General features: G+C 65.9%; 19 protein-coding genes and 1 pseudogene. All 20 read left to right on the plus strand.

The annotated features are described in order from the left end of the window. Positions 1–269, plus strand: a pseudogene (locus RWR81_RS00005) (FemAB family protein); the annotation flags it as partial. 86 nt (positions 270–355) lie between these two features. Continuing rightward, positions 356–2,407 carry a threonine--tRNA ligase gene (thrS, locus tag RWR81_RS00010; protein ID WP_314452602.1) on the plus strand — a complete coding sequence of 684 codons (2,052 nt, stop codon included), beginning with the start codon at positions 356–358 and terminating at the stop codon, positions 2,405–2,407. Continuing rightward, positions 2,400–3,038 carry an HIT family protein gene (locus RWR81_RS00015; RefSeq protein WP_399497692.1) on the plus strand — a complete coding sequence of 213 codons (639 nt, stop codon included), beginning with the start codon at positions 2,400–2,402 and terminating at the stop codon, positions 3,036–3,038. The genes thrS and RWR81_RS00015 overlap by 8 nt, the downstream gene beginning before the upstream one ends. A gap of 100 nt (positions 3,039–3,138) precedes the next feature. After that, entirely contained in the window at positions 3,139–3,771 is a 633-nt protein-coding gene (gene pgsA, locus RWR81_RS00020) for a phosphatidylinositol phosphate synthase (protein ID WP_314452604.1), read from the plus strand. Then, entirely contained in the window at positions 3,768–4,757 is a 990-nt protein-coding gene (locus tag RWR81_RS00025; RefSeq protein WP_314452606.1) for a phosphatidylinositol mannoside acyltransferase, read from the plus strand. The genes pgsA and RWR81_RS00025 overlap by 4 nt, the downstream gene beginning before the upstream one ends. Then, on the plus strand, positions 4,754–5,923 hold the full coding sequence (locus tag RWR81_RS00030; protein WP_314452608.1) for a glycosyltransferase family 4 protein: 1,170 nt from the start codon (positions 4,754–4,756) through the stop codon (positions 5,921–5,923). Before RWR81_RS00025 ends, RWR81_RS00030 begins: the two co-directional genes overlap by 4 nt. An 87-nt stretch (positions 5,924–6,010) precedes the next feature. Beyond that, the gene (locus RWR81_RS00035; protein ID WP_314452610.1) at positions 6,011–6,754 is read left to right on the plus strand and encodes a hypothetical protein; all 744 of its coding nucleotides are present in this window, start codon (positions 6,011–6,013) and stop codon (positions 6,752–6,754) included. Between the two features lie 10 nt (positions 6,755–6,764). Then, positions 6,765–8,069: a PrsW family intramembrane metalloprotease gene (locus RWR81_RS00040; protein ID WP_399497764.1), complete on the plus strand. Its 1,305-nt coding sequence runs from the start codon at positions 6,765–6,767 to the stop codon at positions 8,067–8,069. Between the two features lie 142 nt (positions 8,070–8,211). Continuing rightward, a complete protein-coding gene (gene pdxS, locus RWR81_RS00045) occupies positions 8,212–9,114 on the plus strand; it encodes a pyridoxal 5'-phosphate synthase lyase subunit PdxS (RefSeq protein ID WP_314452614.1) in 903 nt (300 codons plus the stop codon). Then, on the plus strand, positions 9,111–9,806 hold the full coding sequence (locus RWR81_RS00050; protein WP_399497696.1) for an NUDIX hydrolase: 696 nt from the start codon (positions 9,111–9,113) through the stop codon (positions 9,804–9,806). Before pdxS ends, RWR81_RS00050 begins: the two co-directional genes overlap by 4 nt. Continuing rightward, a complete protein-coding gene (gene pdxT / locus RWR81_RS00055; RefSeq protein WP_314452617.1) occupies positions 9,799–10,536 on the plus strand; it encodes a pyridoxal 5'-phosphate synthase glutaminase subunit PdxT in 738 nt (245 codons plus the stop codon). The genes RWR81_RS00050 and pdxT overlap by 8 nt, the downstream gene beginning before the upstream one ends. 47 nt (positions 10,537–10,583) lie before the next feature. After that, a complete protein-coding gene (locus RWR81_RS00060) occupies positions 10,584–11,348 on the plus strand; it encodes a YebC/PmpR family DNA-binding transcriptional regulator (protein WP_314452619.1) in 765 nt (254 codons plus the stop codon). 67 nt (positions 11,349–11,415) lie between these two features. Then, on the plus strand, positions 11,416–12,021 hold the full coding sequence (locus tag RWR81_RS00065; protein ID WP_314453176.1) for a crossover junction endodeoxyribonuclease RuvC: 606 nt from the start codon (positions 11,416–11,418) through the stop codon (positions 12,019–12,021). A gap of 155 nt (positions 12,022–12,176) precedes the next feature. Further along, on the plus strand, positions 12,177–12,833 hold the full coding sequence (gene ruvA / locus RWR81_RS00070) for a Holliday junction branch migration protein RuvA (protein WP_314452623.1): 657 nt from the start codon (positions 12,177–12,179) through the stop codon (positions 12,831–12,833). A 25-nt stretch (positions 12,834–12,858) separates the two neighbouring features. Beyond that, entirely contained in the window at positions 12,859–13,866 is a 1,008-nt protein-coding gene (gene ruvB, locus RWR81_RS00075) for a Holliday junction branch migration DNA helicase RuvB (RefSeq protein ID WP_399497766.1), read from the plus strand. A gap of 175 nt (positions 13,867–14,041) precedes the next feature. Then, entirely contained in the window at positions 14,042–14,407 is a 366-nt protein-coding gene (yajC, locus tag RWR81_RS00080; RefSeq protein ID WP_314452629.1) for a preprotein translocase subunit YajC, read from the plus strand. A 126-nt stretch (positions 14,408–14,533) separates the two neighbouring features. Then, entirely contained in the window at positions 14,534–16,600 is a 2,067-nt protein-coding gene (gene secD / locus RWR81_RS00085; RefSeq protein WP_314452631.1) for a protein translocase subunit SecD, read from the plus strand. After that, positions 16,597–17,700, plus strand: a complete 1,104-nt coding sequence (secF, locus tag RWR81_RS00090; RefSeq protein ID WP_314452633.1) for a protein translocase subunit SecF — start codon at positions 16,597–16,599, stop codon at positions 17,698–17,700. The genes secD and secF overlap by 4 nt, the downstream gene beginning before the upstream one ends. Continuing rightward, positions 17,697–18,254: an adenine phosphoribosyltransferase gene (locus RWR81_RS00095; protein ID WP_314452636.1), complete on the plus strand. Its 558-nt coding sequence runs from the start codon at positions 17,697–17,699 to the stop codon at positions 18,252–18,254. Before secF ends, RWR81_RS00095 begins: the two co-directional genes overlap by 4 nt. A gap of 173 nt (positions 18,255–18,427) precedes the next feature. After that, positions 18,428–20,755, plus strand: coding sequence for a bifunctional (p)ppGpp synthetase/guanosine-3',5'-bis(diphosphate) 3'-pyrophosphohydrolase (locus RWR81_RS00100; RefSeq protein WP_314452639.1), 2,328 nt, complete (start codon positions 18,428–18,430; stop codon positions 20,753–20,755). Positions 20,756–20,785: the final 30 nt, after the last annotated feature.

The raw sequence follows: 20,785 nt of genomic DNA on the forward strand, positions 1-20,785 counted from the left end.
CCTTCCGCGGGGCCGAGGCCCTGGACTGGTGGGCCGCCTGCACCCTGGCGCAGGAAGGCTACCGCGGCCTGGACCTCATGGGGGCCGGGTCGACACGTGTCCCCTCGCTCTACACGGTGGGCCAGTACAAGAAGCGCTACGCTCAGCACGTCACGGAAGTTGACGGCGCCTGGGACGTTCCGGTCTCCCGGGTCATCTACTCCGGGATGTCCGCCGCCAAGCGCCTGCGTGACGCACTGCGCGCGCGGCGCGGCTCACCGGAGCACTGAGTCCGCCCGCCCACAACGTAGACTCGCGGCCGAACCGGGGTGCACCAGTACAGCGCCCCACACCGAATGTAAGAGGAGACGAGCCCGTGTCAAACCAGCCCACGATCAATATCACCCTCGACGGTGCACCACGTACCATTGAGGCGGGCACCACGGGAACGCTCCTCCTGCATGACGCCGTCAAGAGGGACGGCGTCGTCGCGATGCGCGTCAACGGCGAGCCCTGGGACCTGGACCGCGAGGTCCCAGCCGGCGCCGTCGTCGAGCCCATCGCCCTATCCAGCGAGGACGGCCTGAACATCCTGCGCCACAGCGCCACCCACGTCATGGCGCAGGCTGTCCAGGAGATGTTTCCGGAGGTCAATCTCGGCATCGGTCCCTTCATCACTGACGGCTTCTATTACGACTTCGGTGCCATCGACGCCGTCACCCCCGAGATGCTGCGCGAGATCGAGAAGCGCATGAAGCGGATCGTCAAGGAGGGGCAGCGCTTCGTGCGCCGTGACATCACTGAGGCCGAGGGGCGTGAGGAGCTGGCGGACCAGCCCTACAAGCTCGAGCTCATCACGACCAAGGGAGCGGGCGCCGAGGGGGCCTCAGTGGAGGTCGGTGCCGGGGGGCTCACCATGTATGACAACGTCCGGCGTGACGGGAGTGTCGCCTGGACGGACCTGTGCCGCGGTCCTCACCTGCCCTCGACCCGTCTCATCGGACAGGGCTTCGCACTGACCAAGTCCTCGTCGGCCTACTGGAAGGGCGACCAGTCCGGCGATTCCCTCCAGCGCATCTACGGCACCGCCTGGGCCGGAAAGGACGACCTCAAGGCCTACCAGACCCGTCTGGCCGAGGCCGCCAAGCGCGACCACCGCAAGCTCGGCGCCGAGCTCGACCTGTACTCCTTCCCCGAGGAGATCGGCCCCGGCCTGGTGGTCTTCCACCCCAAGGGCGCCATGCTGCGCCACCAGATCGAGCAGTACGTCGTCGACCGCCACCTGCACTATGGCTTCGACTTCGTCCACACCCCCGAGATCTCCAAGGGCGGACTCTTTCACACCTCGGGCCATCTGCCCTACTACGCCGACACCATGTTCCCGCCCATGCTTGCCGACGAGGAACGCGACGCGGAGGGCAACATCACCAAGGCCGGCCAGGAGTACTACCTCAAGGCCATGAACTGCCCGATGCACAACCTCATCTTCCGCTCCCGGGGGCGCTCCTACCGCGAGTTGCCGCTGCGCTTCTTCGAGATGGGTCATGACTACCGCTACGAGAAGTCCGGTGTTGTCCATGGGCTCACCCGCATGCGCGGCTTCACTCAGGATGACTCGCACACCTACTGCACGCCTGAGCAGGCCGGTGAGGAGATCCGCTCCCAGATCGACTTCTTCCTGTCCATCCTCAAGGCCTTCGGACTGACCGACTTCTACCTCGAGCTGTCCACCCGCGACGAGGACGGCGCCAAGAAGGACAAGTTCATCGGCTCCGACGCCGACTGGGCCGCCGCCACGCAGGCCCTTCAGGACGCCTGCGACGCCTCCGGGCTGGAGGTCGTCCCGGACCCCGGCGGCGCGGCCTTTTACGGTCCCAAGGTCTCGGTGCAGGTCAAGGACGCCATCGGCCGCACCTGGCAGATGTCCACCATCCAGTACGACTTCAACCAGCCCGAGCGCTTCGACCTGGAGTACACGGCCGCCGACGGCACCCACCAGCGCCCCATCATGATCCACTCCGCCAAGCTGGGCAGCGTGGAGCGCTTCATCGGGGTGCTCACCGAGCACTACGCGGGCGCCTTCCCCGCCTGGCTCTCCCCGGTGCAGGTCCGGCTCGTTCCTGTGGCAGAGGCCTTCGACGCTTACGTCGACGAGGTCGCCGCTCAGTTGCGCTCCCGGGGGGTGCGCGTCGAGACGGACCACTCCGACGACCGCTTCGGTAAGAAGATCCGCAACGCCTCCAAGGACAAGATCCCCTTCATACTTATCGCCGGAGGAGAGGACGCCGAGGCCGGTGCCGTCTCTTTCCGGTTCCGCGACGGCGAGCAGACCAACGGTGTTCCCGTCGAGGAGGCCGTGGACCACATCGCCAGTGTCATCGATGCCCGTATCAACGATCCTGCGGGGGAGAAGCTGCACAGTGACTGATGAAGTGACAGACGAACCGACTCATCGGGGGAATGATGCGGTGGGCGGCGGTTCACCTGCCGGAGATGACATCCATGCGGAGGCCCCCTTCTACCACGAGGGTGCCCCGCAGGCTTTCCAACGCCTGTGGACCCCGCACCGAATGGTTTACATCGGGGGGCAGAACAAGCCCGCGGATGACACTCCCGCCCGATGTCCCTTCTGCGCAGGACCGGGCCGAGGTGATGAGGAGTCGCTCATCGTCCATCGGGGGCGGGTCAGTTACGTCATCATGAACCTCTATCCCTACAACACCGGTCACTTGCTCGTGTGTCCCTACCGGCACATCTCCGACTGGACCGAGGCCACCGAGGCCGAGCGGGTGGAGATCGGCGAGCTGACCGCCACGGCTATGAGCGTTGTGCGCTCGGTGAGTCATCCTCACGGCTTCAACCTGGGCATGAACCAGGGGGAAGTCGCCGGCGCGGGGATTGCCGCTCACCTGCACCAGCACATCGTGCCACGCTGGAAGGGGGACGCTAACTTCATGCCTATCGTCGGACGGACCAAGCCTGTGCCTCAGCTCCTCGGAGAGCAGCGAAACATGCTCGCCTCCGCCTGGGCAGCCCGTACTCGGGCGGCTGGGCACTGATAGCCCTGATCCACCTTGAGGATCACAGTCGTACTCACGTACTCATTACCCCCCCAGCCATCCGTCCCCCTGATTCCTCCACCTGAGACCTAAGGACCCTATGCTCGGCAACCATGGTCGCGGTCTGACAAAGGCCCTGTTCACCCGCCCCGCCCTCGTTCTAGGGCGGCTCGGGGTAACTCCCAACATGCTCACCGTTGCCGGGACGGTCCTGTCGGTGACGGCAGCAGTTACCCTGCTGCCCCGAGGATATTTCGTGGCCGGTCCCCTCGTCCTACTCCTGGCGCTGGTGGTCGACTCCTTCGACGGCATTCTGGCTCGGGCTACTGGTAAGAGTTCGGTCTTCGGAGCCTTTTTGGACTCCACAATGGACCGCCTGGCCGACGGTGCTGTTCTAGGGTCCCTGGCGGCCTGGGCCGCACTGACCATTCCTATCGGTGCGCTTCGTACCGTGACGGTCGTCGCCGCCCTGACGGCTATCGTCCTGGCGGCCACGGTTCCCTACGCGCGGGCGCGAGCGGAGTCCATCGGTGCCACCGCTAAGACGGGGATCGCTGAGCGTGCCGACCGGCTCGTCGTCGCACTCGGCGCCACCTTTATCGTGGGACTGGGGGCACCTCAGTGGGTACTCACCATTGCGCTCATCTATGTGGCGATCGCCTCGTTCATTACTGTGGTTCAGCGTGTGTGGACTGTCTATGCGCAGACCCGCAGAACGGGAGGATCCTCATGAAGCTGCGCCTGCCAGGGATTTCCGACGCCTACCGTCTGGCCTGGCGCAGTGCTCGCCATCTGCCGGTCTCCCTGGGATACAGCCTGGCTCACGCCGTCGCGGACATAGTGTGGGTCTGGTACTGCCTGAGGCCCATCACTGCCGTGGAACAGCTCGAACGTAACTTCTCGCGCCTCCTTCCGCCAGGCATACCGCCGCGCGTACTGCGTCGAATCACGCGAGCAGGATTGCGTTCCTACACGCGTTACTTCTATGAGGTCTTCGCCCTGCCCGGAATCACGCCGGAGCAGGTTCTCGCTCGTGTGCGCGCCGACGTCGATCCGCAGCTGCATGAGGACGTACGTCAAGGAAACGTCATCATTGCGCTGCCGCACATGGGTAACTGGGATCTCATCGGAGCCTGGGCCTGCAGTGAGCTCGCCACTGTTCTAACCGTTGTTGAGCGTCTCAAGCCTGACGACCTCTTCGAGCAGTTCCTCACCTTTCGGGAGGGGATGGGCTTGCGCATCATCGATCAGGCTCACGGGGAGAAGGTTTTCGACCGCCTGCTGGAGGCGGCGAGCCAGGGACACTACATCATCGCCTTTTTGGCCGATCGGGATCTGTCCTCGACCGGTATCATCGTCCAGTTGGCTGGTGCCAGCGCCCGTGTGGCGGCCGGCCCCGCCGCGATCGCCCAGCGCTTGGGCTACCCCTTGTACGCTGCGGCGATCCACTACGAGCGACTGACCGGTGAACGACGCCGTCGAGCGGGATCGCCGTGGGGGCTCGTCCTGACCGCCCGTAGGGTCCCGGCACCGCGGGGACTGGAGGGCCGGGAGCAGATTGAGGCGCATACTCGCGCATGGGTCGCCGAGTTGGATCCGTTAATCGTCGAGCATGCTGAGGACTGGCACATGCTGCAGCCCGTCTTCTACGCCGACCTGGACCAGAAGCGCATTGCCGGTGGTCATGTCCGCGAACGGGATGAAGAGGTCTTGTCATGAGGATCGGTCTTGTCTGCCCCTACTCCTTCGACGCGCATGGAGGCGTTCAGGCGCACGTCATGGACCTTGCCGGCGAGCTTCTCCGGCGCGGCCACGAGGTTCAGGTTCTCGCACCGGCCTCCCCGGGCACAGTCCTGCCCGACTGGGTCACCAGTGCCGGGGATTCCATTGCCATCCCCTATAACGGCTCGGTGGCGCGGCTGAACTTCGGCGCGCTCGTGGCCAGGCGGGCCCGGCGCTGGCTGGAGGCCGGAGACTTCGACATTCTGCACATCCACGAGCCCATCGCACCCAACGTCGGGATGTTGACCCTCCAGGCCGCCTCCGCCCCGGTCGTGGGCACCTTCCACGCAGCCATGGACCGCTCGCGCGCCCGCGAGCTGCTGAGCCCGGTGACGGTGCCGCTCATGGAGAAGCTCTCGGCCCGCATCGCGGTCTCGGAGGAGGCCCGCCGTACCGTTATCCAGTATCACGGCGGCGACGCCGTCGTCATCCCCAACGGGATCAACGTTGCTCCTTTTGCCTGCGCGCCCAAGGACGACCCCCGCTTCCGGGGGACGGACGACGCCCCCACCATCTCCTTTCTGGGGCGCCTCGATGAGCCCCGCAAGGGGCTGCGGATCCTGGCGGACGCCATCCCGACGGTGCTGAAGACCGTCCGGGGCGCACGTTTCCTCATCGCAGGCCGTGGGCAGGCCCGGGAGATCCGTGCCGAGCTGGCCCGCTTCGGTGACTCGGTGGTCTTCCTGGGGGGAATCAGTGACGAGGACAAGGCCGCCATGCTGGCCTCGGCCACCTGCTATGTCGCCCCGCAGACCGGTGCGGAATCCTTCGGTATTGTCCTGGTGGAGGCCATGGCGGCAGGTACCCGGGTCGTCGCCTCTGACCTCAAGGCCTTCTCCGACGTGCTTGCCGAAGGACTCTACGGGGCGTTGTTCCGCAACGAGGACGGCGATGACCTGGCCCAGGTCATCATCGATACCCTCCAGAACACTCAAGCCGCTCAGGCCCGTCAGCAGGCGGCTTCTAAGATCGTCGGGCGATACGACTGGCCCGCGGTTACCGATGAGGTCCTCGACGTCTACGACATGGCCCTGTCCACAGCTCACACCCGAGTGTCGCCGGCACCCGGGTCGCGCACAATGCTGGGCCGCCTGCGCGACTAGCGCTCGATGGACCTGCACCGCCTGTACCGCCACAGACGGCTGGCGAGCACCGGTGAGAAATGACCTAGGAGTGATGAAGGGCGAACAATGACAGCAATGGTAGAAGCAATCGGCCTTCCCACGGGCACGGCTGCGTCCTCCATCGCGGAATTCTTGGCGACATCCACAGCGACTTCCGTGAAGGACGTGCCTGTGTGGAGCGTCGTCGTCCTGATTGTCGGGCTGGCTGTGGCCATCGGGTGGGCCCTGTACGCAAGGGCTGTGCGGGTGGACCGGCTGCACCGACAGGTGCTGGGATCGCGAGCCACTCTGGAGGCTCAGCTCGTACACCGGGCTGAGGCAGCAGCGGACCTTGCCGCCGCCCGGGTTCTGGACTCTGCCTCGCGCTTGCTGCTCAGCCGGGCCGCCCGTGAGGCACTGGACGCTGAAGGTCCCATAGTCGATGACGGCCTGGACCCCTCCTCGCGTCTTGATGCCGTTCCGGATTCTGCAGCGAGCCCCACGCCGACCGTCCGCAGCCGGGCTCTGATCGAGTCCGACCTCAGCCGGGTTCTTCGTACGGTGGTCTCCGACTCCGTCCGGCGTGACCTCTCTGAGGACCCGCTGAGCGTGCTCGCGCTGAGCCGTCTGGACCGGGCCTGCTCCCGGCTGGTTCTGGCACGTAGATTCCACAACACTCATGTCAGCGAGGCTCAAGCGCTCAGGGCCCGGCGGCTGGTACGGGTATTTCACCTGGCCGGGCACGCCCCCATGCCCCAGACCTTTGACGCCGACGACGACACGACCCCCGAGGCGCGACCAACCCATGACGACGAGGCGCAACCGAGGTGAACCAATGAGCATGCCCCCGAGCCCCTGGGCGCCCCGCCCCGGATACCGGCGTTCCAGGGCGCTGCCCCGGTCATCTTCCGACCTCGGTCCGCTTCCCGGTGCGGGCCGCTACCATGTGCATGAGAGACCTCAAACGTCTCGCGCGCCGTCCTCAGATCTCCGCGGCATTCGAGGGGATTCTGTTCGACAAGCCTTCGAGGGGCTCATCCCGCCCAGTATTCTGGCCATGGTCGGAGCGGTTATTTTGACCGCCGTGATCTGTGTTTTTTCTATATACACCGTGATCTTTTTTGCTGATCTTGGTAGGGAGTACGGTCCGGTTCTGTTTCCGGCATTTCTTTTGGCTCTCATTCCTTTGATGATGGTGCTCGCGGTTACGATAGCATTTGCTTGTGTGTTCTGGTACGTGCGCTGGGAGCCCAGGCCTCCTGGTTTGTTCGCAGTAGTCACTCTTGCTATGGCGTTCCTTTGGGGTGCGAGTGTCTCCACTCTTTGTTCGATGGTGGTCAATACTGCGGTGGATCGCCTGATTGCTGAGGCTATGGGGGGTGCTGGTGTGGCGAGTGTCATTTCGGCGCCCTTGGTTGAGGAGTTGACCAAGGGGCTTGGGGTCCTTTTCGTCTTCCTCATCTGGCGAAAGACCATTAATGGAGCGATTGACGGGGTTGTTTATGCGGCATGCACAGCCGCGGGCTTCGCTTTTGTTGAAAATATTCTGTACTTTGTTCAAGGGTGGAGTCATATAGAAGAGTTTTTTGTGATGCGGGGGTTGTTGTCTCCTTTTGCTCACCTGACTTTCACGGCTTGCATCGGAGTCTCGATCGGTATTTCCTCTCGTCGACGGTCTAAGCATGCTTGGGCGTGGATGGCCCCGGTGGGACTTATTGGAGCAATTACGCTTCATGCTGTCTGGAACGGGATTATTGCTGTGAGTATCACGCACTTCGGGATGTACCTGCTGCTTCAGGTCCCTTTCTATTCTCTCTGCGTTGGATTGGTTCTGTGGCTGCGTCGGGGTGAGCGTCAGTCCATGCGTCGTGAGCTGGACGACTACGCCCGTGCCGGCTGGTTCGCTCCGGCCGAGGTCCAGATGCTCACCACCGGTGCGGGGCGTAGGGCGGGTAGGCGCTGGGCTGTGACCAGGGGCCCTCAGGCATTCAAGGCCATGACCGCCTTCCAGAGGGGTGCAGCCGAGCTTGCCCAGCTGCGTCAGCAGGCCGTGGATGGATATTCCCAGGAGGACTTCTCCACTCGGGAGACCGAGTTGCTCAACCGCATCAACTCGGCACGCCGTGCCTTCATCGGAACCGTGTAGAAGGCAGGGGTCTCACAGCGCGAGCGCGCAAGGCCGGCTCGGGGGCGAGGAGTAACATGCGCTGCGTCAGCATCTTTTCACGGAGCCGTCGGTCTCGCTCCGACATCGACACGACCGGCGGTTCACGGCCTGAGGACCACGATTGAGTACAGAGCAGAGCACCCCCAGCACCGGCACCTTGACCGTCAAGCGTGGCATGGCGGACATGCTCAAGGGGGGCGTCATCATGGACGTCGTCACACCCGAGCAGGCCCGGATCGCCCAGGACGCGGGCGCCGTCGCCGTCATGGCCCTCGAGCGCGTACCTGCCGACATCCGCGCCCAGGGTGGTGTGGCCCGCATGAGCGACCCCGACCTCATCACCGGCATCATCGAGGCGGTCTCCATTCCGGTCATGGCCAAGGCCCGCATCGGCCACTTCGTGGAGGCCCAGGTGCTTCAGAGCCTCGGTGTGGACTACATCGACGAGTCCGAGGTCCTCACCCCGGCCGACTACGCTCATCACATCGACAAGCAGGCCTTCACTGTCCCCTTCGTCTGTGGAGCCACCAACCTGGGAGAGGCGTTGCGCCGCATCACCGAGGGCGCGGCCATGATCCGTTCCAAGGGAGAGGCCGGAACCGGGGACGTCTCCAACGCGGTCACCCACATGCGCACGATCCGCGATGAGATCCGCCGCCTGACCTCGCTGCCGGAGGATGAGCTCTACGTGGCCTCCAAGGAGCTGGCCGCCCCCTACGAGCTCGTTGTCGAGGTCGCCCGCACCGGGCACCTGCCCGTCGTCCTGTTCACTGCCGGCGGCATCGCAACTCCGGCCGACGCCGCCATGATGATGCAGATGGGTGCTGAAGGTGTGTTCGTGGGCTCAGGCATTTTCAAATCCGGAGACCCGGCCAAGCGTGCAGCCGCGATCGTGCGTGCCACCGCCCAGTTCGACGCCCCTGACGTCATCGCCGAAGTCTCACGTGGCCTGGGTGAGGCCATGGTCGGGATCAACGTCGAAGAGGTCCCTGAGCCCCACCGGCTCGCGGAACGCGGCTGGTGAGAGGCTCTCCAGGCAACGGGGAGCCGGCTTCCGGCCACCTCGACAGCCGCCACCCGGTGCCGGTCCCCGAGGACTGGGCCCAGTACCTCGACGCCTCCGAGTGGAGCCTGGGCGACGACGGCCTGCCTTTCAGGAGGGCCGCACGGGTTCTGGTCGTCACCCGGGATGCAGACGTACTGCTCCTGGCGGGACACGACGCCGCCGATCCGGATCACGACTGGGTCTTCACCCCGGGCGGGGGGCTCCGCAGCGGCGAAGTCCCCCGGGTCGGCGCCGTGCGCGAATTGGCCGAGGAATCCGGAATCGCTGTCGCCCCCGCAGACCTTGAGGGCCCCGTCGCCCACCGGGAGGCGATCTTCCGTTTCGCCGCCGTCACCTGCCGTCAGGACGAGATCTTCTTCCTCCTACGTCTACCGACCAGATGTCCTGTCGGGAAGCAGGGTTGGACCGATCTGGAGCGCGACGTCGTTGACTCCATCGGTTGGTGGAGTCCCGAGGATCTCCGGGCTGCTCAGGAACGAGGCCAGGAGATCTATCCGGTGCGCCTGCCTGCGCTCGTAAGGGAGCTCGCCGCGGGCTGGAGCGGCGAGCCGCTCGACCTCACCGATCCAGTGGATGCTGAGATCCTGACAGAGCTCATGGCCCGCCCCGTCCAATGCCCCGCCCCGACTGCCAAGGCCGCAGATGACTAGCCCGAACCACTTTCATCCCCGAGCACACACGCTTGATGCGCGCCGTCCTCGGGCGCTCTTCCCTGCACTCGTACCGCCCGACTCCCGTCCCACAATTGGAGTCCTGGCCCTTCAAGGTGACGTGCGAGAGCACTCCTTGGCCCTCGAGGCGGCGGGAGCGCGCCCCGTTGTCGTGCGCCGCTCGGCCGACTTGGGTGAGACTCCTGGTGATCGGATCGACGGCATAGTGATCCCCGGCGGGGAATCGACGACGATGAGCACGCTGTTGGGCTCTTTTGGCATGCTTAACCCTTTGCGTGAGCTGATCGGTACGGGTCTGCCCGCCTACGGATCGTGCGCCGGGATGATCATGCTCGCCGACCGGGTCGAGGGCGCGGAGGAGGGACAGACCTTCCTGGGTGGTATCGACATGACTGTGCGCCGCAACGCATTCGGGCGTCAGGTGGACTCCTATGAGGAGGATCTCGTCGCTCCGGCGCTGGGTGCGGGGCAGGATCGACCGTTGCGCGCGGTCTTCATCCGGGCGCCTTGGGTGGAGGACGTGGGCAGGGGAGTCGAGATCCTTGCCACGACCCGCGCAGGACGGGCGGCTGGGGTCGGCGGCGCAGACGGCGGTAGGATCGTTGCGGTTCGTCAGGGGGCCCTGCTCGCCACGTCCTTCCATCCGGAGGTCGGAGGCGACCACCGGGTCCATGACGTCTTCGTCTCCATGGTGACGCGCCGGGCCTGAGAGCACCACCCGGCTGCGCCCTCATCGTCGACTCCCAAGGAGCACATATGTCGGGTCACTCCAAGTGGGCCACCACCAAGCACAAGAAGGCCGCCATCGACGCCAAGCGCGGCAAGCTCTTCGCGCGTCTCATCAAGAACATCGAGGTCGCCGCCCGCACCGGTGGCGGCGACCCGACCGGCAACCCCACCCTGTTCGACGCCATCCAGAAGGCTAAGAAGAACTCCGTCCCGGCGGACAACATCACCCGGGCCGTCAAGCGCGGCAGCGGTGAGGAGGCCGGCGGTGCCGACTGGCAGACCATCATGTACGAGGGCTACGGCCCCGGCGGCGTCGCCTTCCTCGTCGAGTGCCTCACCGACAACCGCAACCGGGCTGCCTCTGATGTGCGCGTGGCCTTCTCCCGCAATGGCGGTAACCTGGCCGACCCTGGCTCGGTGGCCTACAACTTCACCCGCAAGGGTGTCGTCGAGGTGGCCAAGACCGACGGCGTTGACGAGGACTCCATCCTCATGGCCGTGCTGGACGCCGGTGCCGAGGAGGTCGAGGACATGGGTGAGTCCTTCGAGATCTACTCCGAGCCCGGTGACATTGTCGCGGTGCGCACCGCACTGACGGATGCTGGGATGGACTACGACTCCGCCGAGGTCCAGTTCGTCGCCGGTACCAAGGTGGAGGTCGACGTCGACGGTGCGCGCAAGGTCTTCCGCCTCATTGACGCCCTGGAGGACTCCGATGACGTCCAGAACGTCTACACCTCCGTGGACCTCAGCCCCGAGGTGGCCGCCGAGTTCGCTTCCGACGAGAGCTGACTCCCTGGGTGCCGTCCCTCGGCCGCGCTCGGCTCGCGTGGTCGTCGCCCAGCAGCGGGTACTGGGCATCGATCCCGGGTTGACCCGCTGCGGTCTGGGGTGCGTGGACGTCGATCCCCGCCGCCAGGTCCGGCTGGTGGAGGTCGGTGTCGTGCGCACCCCGCCGTCGCAGAGCCCCGAGCTGCGGCTGCTGACCATTACCGAGGCCATTGAGGACTGGATCGCCCGCCTGGCTCCCTCGGTGGTTTCCATCGAGCGGGTTTTCGCTCAGGACAACCTGCGCTCCGTCATCGGGGTCGCCCAGGTGATGGGTACCGCCATGGCCACCGCGGCGCGCGCAGGCCTGGAGGTCGCCCAGCACACCCCCAGTGAGGCCAAAGCGGCTGTCACCGGATCGGGGACGGCGGACAAGTCTCAGGTCCAGGCCATGGTCACCCGCATTCTCGGACTCGACGCACCACCCCGGCCCGCCGACGCTGCTGACGCTCTGGCCCAGGCGATCTGTCACGGTTGGCGCGGCGGCGGAACGGGGACGGACGACGCCACTGAGATGGTCTCTGCCGGGGGAGCGGTGCGTGTCTCGGCCCGCACACCGGCTCAGCGTCAGTGGGCCGCCGCCCAGGCCGCGGCCCGGCGCACCGGTGCCGTCGACCCGCGGCGGGTGCGGCGCTGACGCCGTCGGCAGCGAAGGCCTGCTAGGATCCGAACAGTTGTTCGAGTCCTGCCCCTCTGTTCGAGCCTGTTCAGAGTCTCCCCGATTTCCTCAGAGCCTCTGCGACTCTGTCCGGTTCGGTCCGACTTTTTGAGAATCACCAGGAGAAGCTGCCCATGATCGCCTCGCTGCACGGCACTGTCCTCAGTGTCGGTCTGACCGGCGCTGTCATCGAGACCGGTGGAGTCGGAATGAGCATCCAGGCCACGCCCACCACCCTGTCCGGCCTCAGGGTGGGTGAGGAGTCCCTCGTTCACACCGAGCTGGTCGTCCGCGAGGACTCGCTGACGCTGTTCGGATTCGCCGACGCCGATGAGCGGGACAGCTTCCGCACCCTCATGAGCGCCAAGGGGGTCGGGGCCAAGCTGGCGCTGGCGATGCTCGCCGTCCACACCCCCAACACGCTCCGGCGTGCCATCGCCTCCCAGGACATCGCGGCCCTCACCCGGGTTCCCGGGCTCGGGCCCAAAGGGGCCCAGCGGGTCATTCTGGACGTGGCCGACAAACTCGGCCCCGTCACCGGCGACGACCGCGACCCCGCGCTGCCGGGGCCGGAGACTCCAGGGGGCGGGGACCCTGAATCCTCCTGGGATGGTGCGGCGCCCAATGCCGACGTCGTCGCCGCCCTGGTCCAGCTCGGCTGGAACGAGGCCGCTGCCCGCCAGGCCGTGACTGCCGTCGAGGCCGACTACGCCGAGGGTGGCGAGAGCCCCGACATGGCCGTCCTACTGCGGGCCTCCTTGAGGTGGCTGGGAGGCGGGCACCGTGGCTGATGCGGATGAGGGCCGCCAGGAGCGCATGGTCGGTGGCGATGCCGACGCCACCGAGCGGGCCGCCGAGGCGGCCCTGAGGCCCAAGCGCTTGGAGGACTTCACCGGCCAGGAGGTGGTGCGGGGCCAGCTCTCGGTGGTCTTGCGTTCGGCCCTGGCCAGAGGGGTGACGGCGGACCATGTCCTGCTGTCCGGTCCTCCCGGGCTGGGCAAGACCACTCTGGCCATGATCATCGCCGCCGAGGTCGACGGTTCCCTGCGCCTGACCTCCGGGCCCGCCATCCAGCACGCCGGAGACCTCGCTGCCATTCTGTCCTCCCTGGAGGAGGGCGACGTGCTGTTCATTGACGAGATCCACCGGCTGGCCCGCACCGCCGAGGAGATGCTTTACCTGGCGATGGAGGACTTCCGCGTCGACATCGTCGTGGGCAAGGGACCGGGTGCCACCTCCATCCCCCTGTCGCTGCCACCCTTCACCGTCGTTGGGGCCACCACCCGGGCGGGTCTGCTGCCCGCCCCGCTGCGGGACCGCTTCGGCTTCACGGGGCATTTGGACTACTACGGCCCGGGTGAGCTCACCCGGATCCTCGCGCGCAGCGCGGGGTTGCTGGGAGTGAACCTGGATATGGACGCCGCCAAGGAGCTGGCCTCGCGCTCACGCGGCACGCCCCGCATTGCCAACCGGCTGCTGCGTCGGGTCCAGGACTGGGCGGAGGTTCACGGGCGGCCCGGCCGTCTCGATCTAGCGGCCGCTCGCGGTGCCCTGGACGTCTTCGAGGTCGACGCCCTGGGGTTGGACCGCTTGGATCGTCAGGTACTTGACGCCCTATGTACCCGCTTCGGGGGCGGCCCGGTGGGACTGACGACGTTGGCGGTCAGCGTGGGGGAGGAGCCCGAGACCGTCGAGACAGTGGCCGAGCCCTACCTGGTGCGTGAGGGCCTGGTGGTGCGTACTCCGCGGGGAAGGGCGGCCACATCGGCCGCCTATACCCACCTGGGGCTCGAGCCTCCCACAGACGGGGCGCTGTTTTTCTGATCCGCCACTGGGTACTGTGATCATTTTGTGACCGGTTGGTACCCAGTTGTGCCTGACCACTCGCCAGGGGTGGGTAAACGGTCTTGCCCGTGTGCCATAGACTCGCCTCCGCCGGCCTGTGACATTCGTGGGTCTGCACCAGCCGCGACCGCCTAGTCGAAACGGAGAAGCCTCCATGCAGCAGTACTTCATCTGGATCATGCTCGTCGGGATGCTCCTGATGATGTGGTTCGCCAACCGTAAGCAGCGCGCGATGCAGGAGGAGCAGCAGCGCCGTACGGAGAAGGGGCTGGTGCCCGGGAACTGGGTGCGTACTGGCAGCGGCTTCTACGGCACGGTTGTGGAGGTCGATGGTGACGTGGTCACTCTGGCCACGCCCTTGGGTGATGAGACCCTGTGGAACAAGCGGGCCATTGCCGCCATCGAGGAGCCGCCCTTCGGCTCGACCGGTGTCCAGGAGGACGTGGATGACGACATCGAGCAGCAGGATGACGATGATGCTCGCGAGTCCGAGCAGGACACGACCGAGACGCAGTCCTGACACGTTCTCCTTGTGAGCTGGGGTGGCGTCCCGCCCCAGGCCGTAACCGCTCCCTGTGGTGCTCACCCAGCACCCAGCACGACTTCGGGTCATGAACCCGACAAACCCATCCTAGGAAGGGGCCACGTGTCCAGCAAGCAGCGAAAGCGCCCAGGGCGCCGCCTTCTGATGTTCATTCTTGTCATCATCATCGGCTTCGGTGCATTGGTGGTCGGAACCATGAGGCACAAGGCGTCGCTGACGCCCGGGCTCGCCCTCGACCTCGAAGGCGGCACCCAGATCATCCTGACGCCGACGACCTCCGACGGTTCGTCCATCAGCGACGACGACGTTGAGCAGGCCATTGAGGTGATCCGCCAGCGTGTGGACGCCTCCGGAGTCTCCGAGGCCCAGATCTCCCGTCAGGGTGGACAGAACATCGTGGTCTCGCTTCCAGGAAAGCCCAGTCAGGCCACCCTGGAGCTGGTTCGGACCTCGGCCGTCATGTACTTCCGGCCAGTCATCCGCATTCTGCCGGGAAGCGCCCAGCAGGCGGCCAAGAACGTCGCCAGCCAGAGCCCTTCCGCCGCTGCCACGCAGGCGCCCGCGGACCAGCCCACTGCGCAGGCCGAGGTTCAGCCCGATCCGAACTCCGGTGAGGCATCCACTCAGCCGGCCGAGGACTCCGGCAGTGCCGAGGTCGGTTCGGGAGAGGGAGAGCAGGCCGCCGACCAGGACGGCACTTCCACGGAGCAGCCCGCCGCAACCCCGGCGCCCACCGCCGAGTCCACCGCGCAGCCCACGTCACCGGAGGAAATCGCCAAGCAGCTGGCGGATGTCAACCAGGACGGCGTCATCTCCCCGGACCCACTTCCAGCCACCTCCCAGGACAACTCCTCCGACTCCTGGATCAGCGAGCAGCTCCTCTACGACGGTTACATGACAGACTGCTCCGACCCGAAGAACCTCACCGGTCAGATGCAGGACCCCAAGGTCGCCGTCATCTCCTGCTCCAAGGACGCGGGATCCCAGCAGCACGGGGCCTACATCCTGGGACCGGCCGATATCACCGGCACCGAGCTCAAGAGCGCCAGCTCCGGTCTGGAGACCGACTCGCGGGGGCAGACCACCAACAAATGGGTCGTCTCGCTGGCCTTCAACCCCGATGGCACCAGCAAGTTCTCCGAGTTGTCCAAGCGCCTGCTGGCCTACCGCGACCAGGCGGCCGCCGGAGCGCAGGACACGCACAACGCTCAGGCCCAGAACAACCAGGCCAAGGCCCAGTTCGCCATCGTCCTGGACGGCCTGACCATCATGGCCTCCGGGTTCAACCAGGACGTCCACTCGCCGATAACCGACGGCCGGGTCCAGATCACCGGCGGATTCAACCAGAATCAGGCCAACACGCTGGCCAACCAGCTGTCCTTCGGCTCGCTGCCGCTGAGTTTCACGGTCCAGTCCGAGCAGCAGATCTCCGCCACCCTGGGAACCGAGCAGCTGCGTAACGGTCTGATCGCCGGTCTTATCGGCTTCGGCCTCATCATCCTCTACCTGGCCTGGCAGTACCGCGGCCTGGCAGTGGTGGCCGTGGCCTCGCTGGTGGTGGCAGCGGCAGGAACCTACCTGGTCATCAGCGCGCTGAGCGCGACCATGGGATACCGCCTGTCCCTGGCGGGTGTGGCCGGCCTCATTATCTCCATCGGCATCACGGTGGACTCCTTCATCATCTACTTCGAACGCGTCCGTGACGAGGTGCGTCACGGACGAACCCTCAAAACGGCGATCGATGAAGGCTGGAAGCACGCCAGGCGTACGATTCTCATCTCCGACGCCGTCAACCTCGTGGCCGCGATCGTCCTGTACTTCCTCGCCGTCGGCGGGGTGCAGGGCTTCGCCTTCACTCTGGGAGTCACCACCTGCGTGGACTTGGCCATCATTATCTTCTTCACTCACCCGTTCATGGAATGGATCGTCCGTTTCCGCTTCTTCGGGGAGGGGCACCGGCTCTCGGGCCTGGACCCCGAGCACCTCGGTGCCACATCTTCCACGTACGGCAAGGGGCGTGAGGCGATCGCCGACCGCATGGCCGGCTCCCTGGCGCGCCGCAAGGCGGAGGCCCGTAAGGCCGCCGAGAGCCCGAGCGCTGCTGGACGGAAGGACGACGACGCGGTCGATATTGCGGCAGTCAGCGGAAAGGACGGTGAGACGAAGTGAAGTCTCTCGCCACGCTCGGTAACGAGCTCTACTCGGGCAAGACGTCCATCCCCTTCGTCGGGAAACGACGGATCTGGTACCTCATTGCCGTCGTCGTCATCGCCGGATCGGCCGCGCTCCTGGCCACCGTGGGGCTTACTCCGGGAATCGACTTCAAGGGCGGCTCCGAGATCACGGTGACGGGTCTGTCCTCACTCTCGGAGCACCCTGCCAACGAGGTTCTGGCCAAGGATGACCTGACGGCCGGCTCTTCGGTGACGACCATGGGATCGTCCTCCGTGCGCGTGCAGACCAATCAGCTGAGCAAGGAGCGCCTCGACACGCTGGCCGGCGAGCTCGCCACTGCTTACAAGACCGATGCCTCCAACGTCTCTGCCACGACTGTGGGACCGACCTGGTCCTCCGACGTCACGAAGAAGGCAGCCCGAGGACTGGTCCTGTTCTTCATCTTCGTCGGGCTGCTCATCTGGGCCTACTTCCGGACCTGGAAGATGGCGGCGGCCGCGCTGCTGGCGCTGTGCCACGACATCATCGTCACGGTGGGCATATACGCCCTGTCCCGTTTCGAGGTCACGCCGGCCACGATCATCGGTGTGCTGACGATCCTGGGGTACTCCCTCTACGACACGGTGGTCGTCTTCGACAAGATCCGAGAGAACACCGAGGGCTTCGAGGCCCAGAGCCGCTCCACCTACGCCGAGCTCGCGAACCTGGCCGTCAACCAGACCTTCATCCGCTCGATCAACACCTCCGTGGTCGGCGTGCTCCCAGTGGCCTCCCTCCTGGTCGTCGGCGCATTCATTCTGGGCGCAGGTACCTTGCGCGATATCGCCCTGACCCTGTTCATCGGTATGATCGCGGGGACTCTCTCCTCGATCTTCCTGGCTACTCCACTCCTGGTGGACCTGCGGTCACGCGAGAAGCCGATCAAGGAGCAGACCGCCAAGGTCGCCGCGGCGCGTCGGCGACGGCGTGAGGAAGCCGGTGACGACGTCGAGGAACTGGCCAAGATCGACGCGGCCCCGGCCGCCTCACCTGTCACCCCCGGCCACCACCTCGGTGTGGCGGCTCAGCCCAAGAGGAAGAAGAAGCGCAGATGACCACCTCCGTGGCCCACTCCGAGACGGTGCCTGAGTCTCTGACCAGGCTGGTCACGAGCAACCTGCGGGAGATCCCCGACTTTCCCGAGCCCGGGGTCCTATTTCGGGACATCACCCCGCTCCTGGCGAACGGGCAGGCCTTCGCCGAGCTCGTCGACGGGCTCGCTGGTCTCTATCGTGGCCGGATAGATGCCGTAGCGGGCCTGGAGTCGCGCGGTTTCATCCTGGCGGCGCCCCTTGCGGTCAGGCTCGGGATCGGCATGATCACCGTACGCAAGGGCGGTAAGCTCCCCGGTCCGGTCATCGGCGTCGACTACGCCCTCGAGTACGGTACTGCCCGTATGGAGCTGCGGCCCGAGACTGTCACTCAGGGAGCGCGCGTCCTGGTGATCGACGACGTCCTGGCCACGGGAGGCACTGCCGCTGCCTCCATCTCCCTCATCGAGCAGGCCGGTGCCTCGGTGGAGGCCATCTGCATGCTGCTTGAGCTGGCCGACCTCGGTGGTCGGCAACAGCTGAGCGGGCGCGAGATCGATTCGATCGTCGTCTTCTGAGCCTGTTTTGTCCACTCATTTCTAAGACGGCTCGGAACGGTTCATCGGTCTGCGTCGCAATCGTTGATGACAGGTGATTCCCATGCGGTGTCGCGTCCTTGGTGGACACGACACCGCATGCAAGCCGTTGACGCTGGCAGGTCCCGGAGAGCCGGCCGCTATATGATGCGACAATGACGGAGACGAAGAGGAGCCCGGTCACCTCAGGTGACAGTGTTGTCCCCGGCTCGCGCGTGCGCAGCCGTCTGGCCTGGTTCGGATCTCGTGGACACTCCACCCCTGCTGCCATCGAGCCGCTCCTGCGCGCGGTGCGCGCCAACCATCCCAAGGCGGACACGAGCCTCATCGTGCGCGCTTACGAGGTCGCCGAGAAGGCCCACGCCGGTCAACGGCGTAAGTCTGGGGAACCTTACATCACTCACCCGGTGGCAGTGGCGACCATTCTCGCTGAGCTGGGCATGACGGCCCAGACCCTCGCCGCTGCCGTCCTGCACGACACCGTGGAGGACACCGACTACACCCTCGAGCGCCTGCGCGCGGACTTCGGTGACGAGATCACCCTGCTCGTTGACGGTGTCACCAAGCTCGACAGGCTCCAGTACGGAGAGGCCGCCCAGGCGGAGACCGTGCGCAAGATGATCATCGCGATGTCCAAGGACATCCGCGTGCTGGTCATCAAGCTCGGCGATCGTCTCCACAATGCTCGCACCTGGAAGTACGTCTCCGCCGAGAATGCCGCTCGCAAGGCCAAGGAGACCCTGGAGATCTACGCGCCCCTTGCTCACCGCCTGGGAATGAACACGATCAAGTGGGAGCTGGAGGACCGCTCCTTCAAGGCCCTCTACCCGGGCGTGTACGAGGAGATTGAGCACATGGTGGCCGAGCGGGCCCCGGCACGCGAGGAGTACCTGCGTCAGGTGCGTCTCCAGATCGAGGAGGACCTGAGGGTTAACAAGATCAAGGGGGCGGTCACCGGTCGCCCCAAGCACTACTACTCGATCTACCAGAAGATGATCGTGCGGGGAAAGGACTTCGACGACATCTACGACCTGGTGGCGGTGCGAGTCATCGTCGACACCGTCCAGGACTGCTACGCGGTGCTCGGCTCCCTGCACTCGCGCTGGACGCCCATGAGTGGGCGCTTCAAGGACTACATCGCCGTTCCCAAGTTCAACCTCTACCAGTCGCTGCACACCACGGTGGTGGGGCCGGGAGGCAAACCGGTGGAGATCCAGATCCGCACCCATGAGATGCACCGCATGGCCGAGTACGGTGTGGCCGCGCACTGGCGCTATAAGGAGGACCCCAACGCCTCCGGTCCCAGTGCCCTGGGAGGCAGGCCCGGGGATTCCGACCGGGGTGACATGGGCTGGCTGCGCCAGCTCGTCGACTGGCAGAAGGAGACTCAGGACCCCTCAGAGTTCCTTGACGCCCTGCGCTACGAGATGGCCGGGGACCAGGTCTACGTCTTCACCCCCAAGGGCGATGTCCTGGCCCTCCCCACGGGGGCTACTCCGGTGGACTTCGCCTACGCCGTCCACACCGAGGTGGGGCACCGCACCGTGGGTGCACGCGTCAACAGCCGCCTGGTGCCGTTGGACACGCGTCTGGAGAACGGTGACACCGTGGAGGTCTTCACTTCCAAGGCGATCAACGCCGGTCCCTCACGCGACTGGCTCACCTTCGTCGGATCCACCCGCGCCCGCAATAAGATCCGCTCCTGGTTCTCCAAGGAGCGTCGCGAGGAGGCCATTGAGGAGGGCAAGGGCGCCATCGCCCGCACCTTGCGCAAGCAGAACCTGCCCATCCAGCGCCTCATGAGCCACGAGACCCTCATGAACGTGGCCAAGACCCTCGACAAGATCGACATCGACGGCCTTTACGCTGCCGTGGGCGAGGGGCATGTCTCCGCCCAGCACGTGGTCGACACGCTGGTGGCCACCATGGGTGGAGAGGATGGTGCCGAGGAGACTCTTGCAGAGGGCGTCCTGCCTACCCGGGCAGCAGCACACCGCCGCCCGCGTACAGCCGATGCCGGCGTCATCGTCGCCGGGATGGAGGAGGGGGACGTCTACGTCAAGCTGGCGCGCTGCTGCACCCCCATGCCAGGTGACCCCGTCGTCGGATTCATCACCAGGGGCTCGGGTGTCTCAGTGCACCGAGCGGACTGCCAGAATGTCGACCAGCTCCAGCGCGAGCCCGAGCGACTCATCACCGTCTCCTGGGCGGACCACGCCCAGTCCGCCTACCTGGTCCAGGTGGAGGTCGAGGCCCTCGACCGTGGAGGCTTGCTCGCCGACGTCACCCGCGCTCTGGCGGACAGCCACGTCAATCTCATCAGTGCCAACATTGCCACCAGCCGGGACCGGGTCGTCACCGGGCGGTTTGTTGTTGAACTGGCGGAGGCCGGGCACCTGGACCACACGCTGGCGGCGCTGCGGCGCATTGACGGAGTCTTCGAGGCGCGCAGGAGCCTGTCCGCGGCTCGGCGTCCCGGCTGATACCGGGGTTCGGCGTCGGCGCCGGCCGCT

The sequence above is a fragment of the uncultured Actinomyces sp. genome (assembly GCF_963526355.1).
Lineage (GTDB): Bacteria > Actinomycetota > Actinomycetes > Actinomycetales > Actinomycetaceae > Actinomyces.

Bases quoted from the DNA above. Each gene is read 5' to 3' on its own strand.
- RWR81_RS00035 (WP_314452610.1), top strand. From the start codon at position 6,011: ATGACAGCAATGGTAGAAGCAATCGGCCTTCCCACGGGCACGGCTGCG.
- RWR81_RS00025 (WP_314452606.1), top strand. From the start codon at position 3,768: ATGAAGCTGCGCCTGCCAGGGATTTCCGACGCCTACCGTCTGGCCTGG.
- pdxT (WP_314452617.1), top strand. From the start codon at position 9,799: ATGACTAGCCCGAACCACTTTCATCCCCGAGCACACACGCTTGATGCG.
- RWR81_RS00095 (WP_314452636.1), top strand. From the start codon at position 17,697: ATGACCACCTCCGTGGCCCACTCCGAGACGGTGCCTGAGTCTCTGACC.
- RWR81_RS00030 (WP_314452608.1), top strand. From the start codon at position 4,754: ATGAGGATCGGTCTTGTCTGCCCCTACTCCTTCGACGCGCATGGAGGC.
- RWR81_RS00060 (WP_314452619.1), top strand. From the start codon at position 10,584: ATGTCGGGTCACTCCAAGTGGGCCACCACCAAGCACAAGAAGGCCGCC.
- ruvB (WP_399497766.1), top strand. From the start codon at position 12,859: ATGGTCGGTGGCGATGCCGACGCCACCGAGCGGGCCGCCGAGGCGGCC.
- ruvA (WP_314452623.1), top strand. From the start codon at position 12,177: ATGATCGCCTCGCTGCACGGCACTGTCCTCAGTGTCGGTCTGACCGGC.
- RWR81_RS00100 (WP_314452639.1), top strand. From the start codon at position 18,428: ATGACGGAGACGAAGAGGAGCCCGGTCACCTCAGGTGACAGTGTTGTC.
- pgsA (WP_314452604.1), top strand. From the start codon at position 3,139: ATGCTCGGCAACCATGGTCGCGGTCTGACAAAGGCCCTGTTCACCCGC.
- RWR81_RS00040 (WP_399497764.1), top strand. From the start codon at position 6,765: ATGCCCCCGAGCCCCTGGGCGCCCCGCCCCGGATACCGGCGTTCCAGG.
- yajC (WP_314452629.1), top strand. From the start codon at position 14,042: ATGCAGCAGTACTTCATCTGGATCATGCTCGTCGGGATGCTCCTGATG.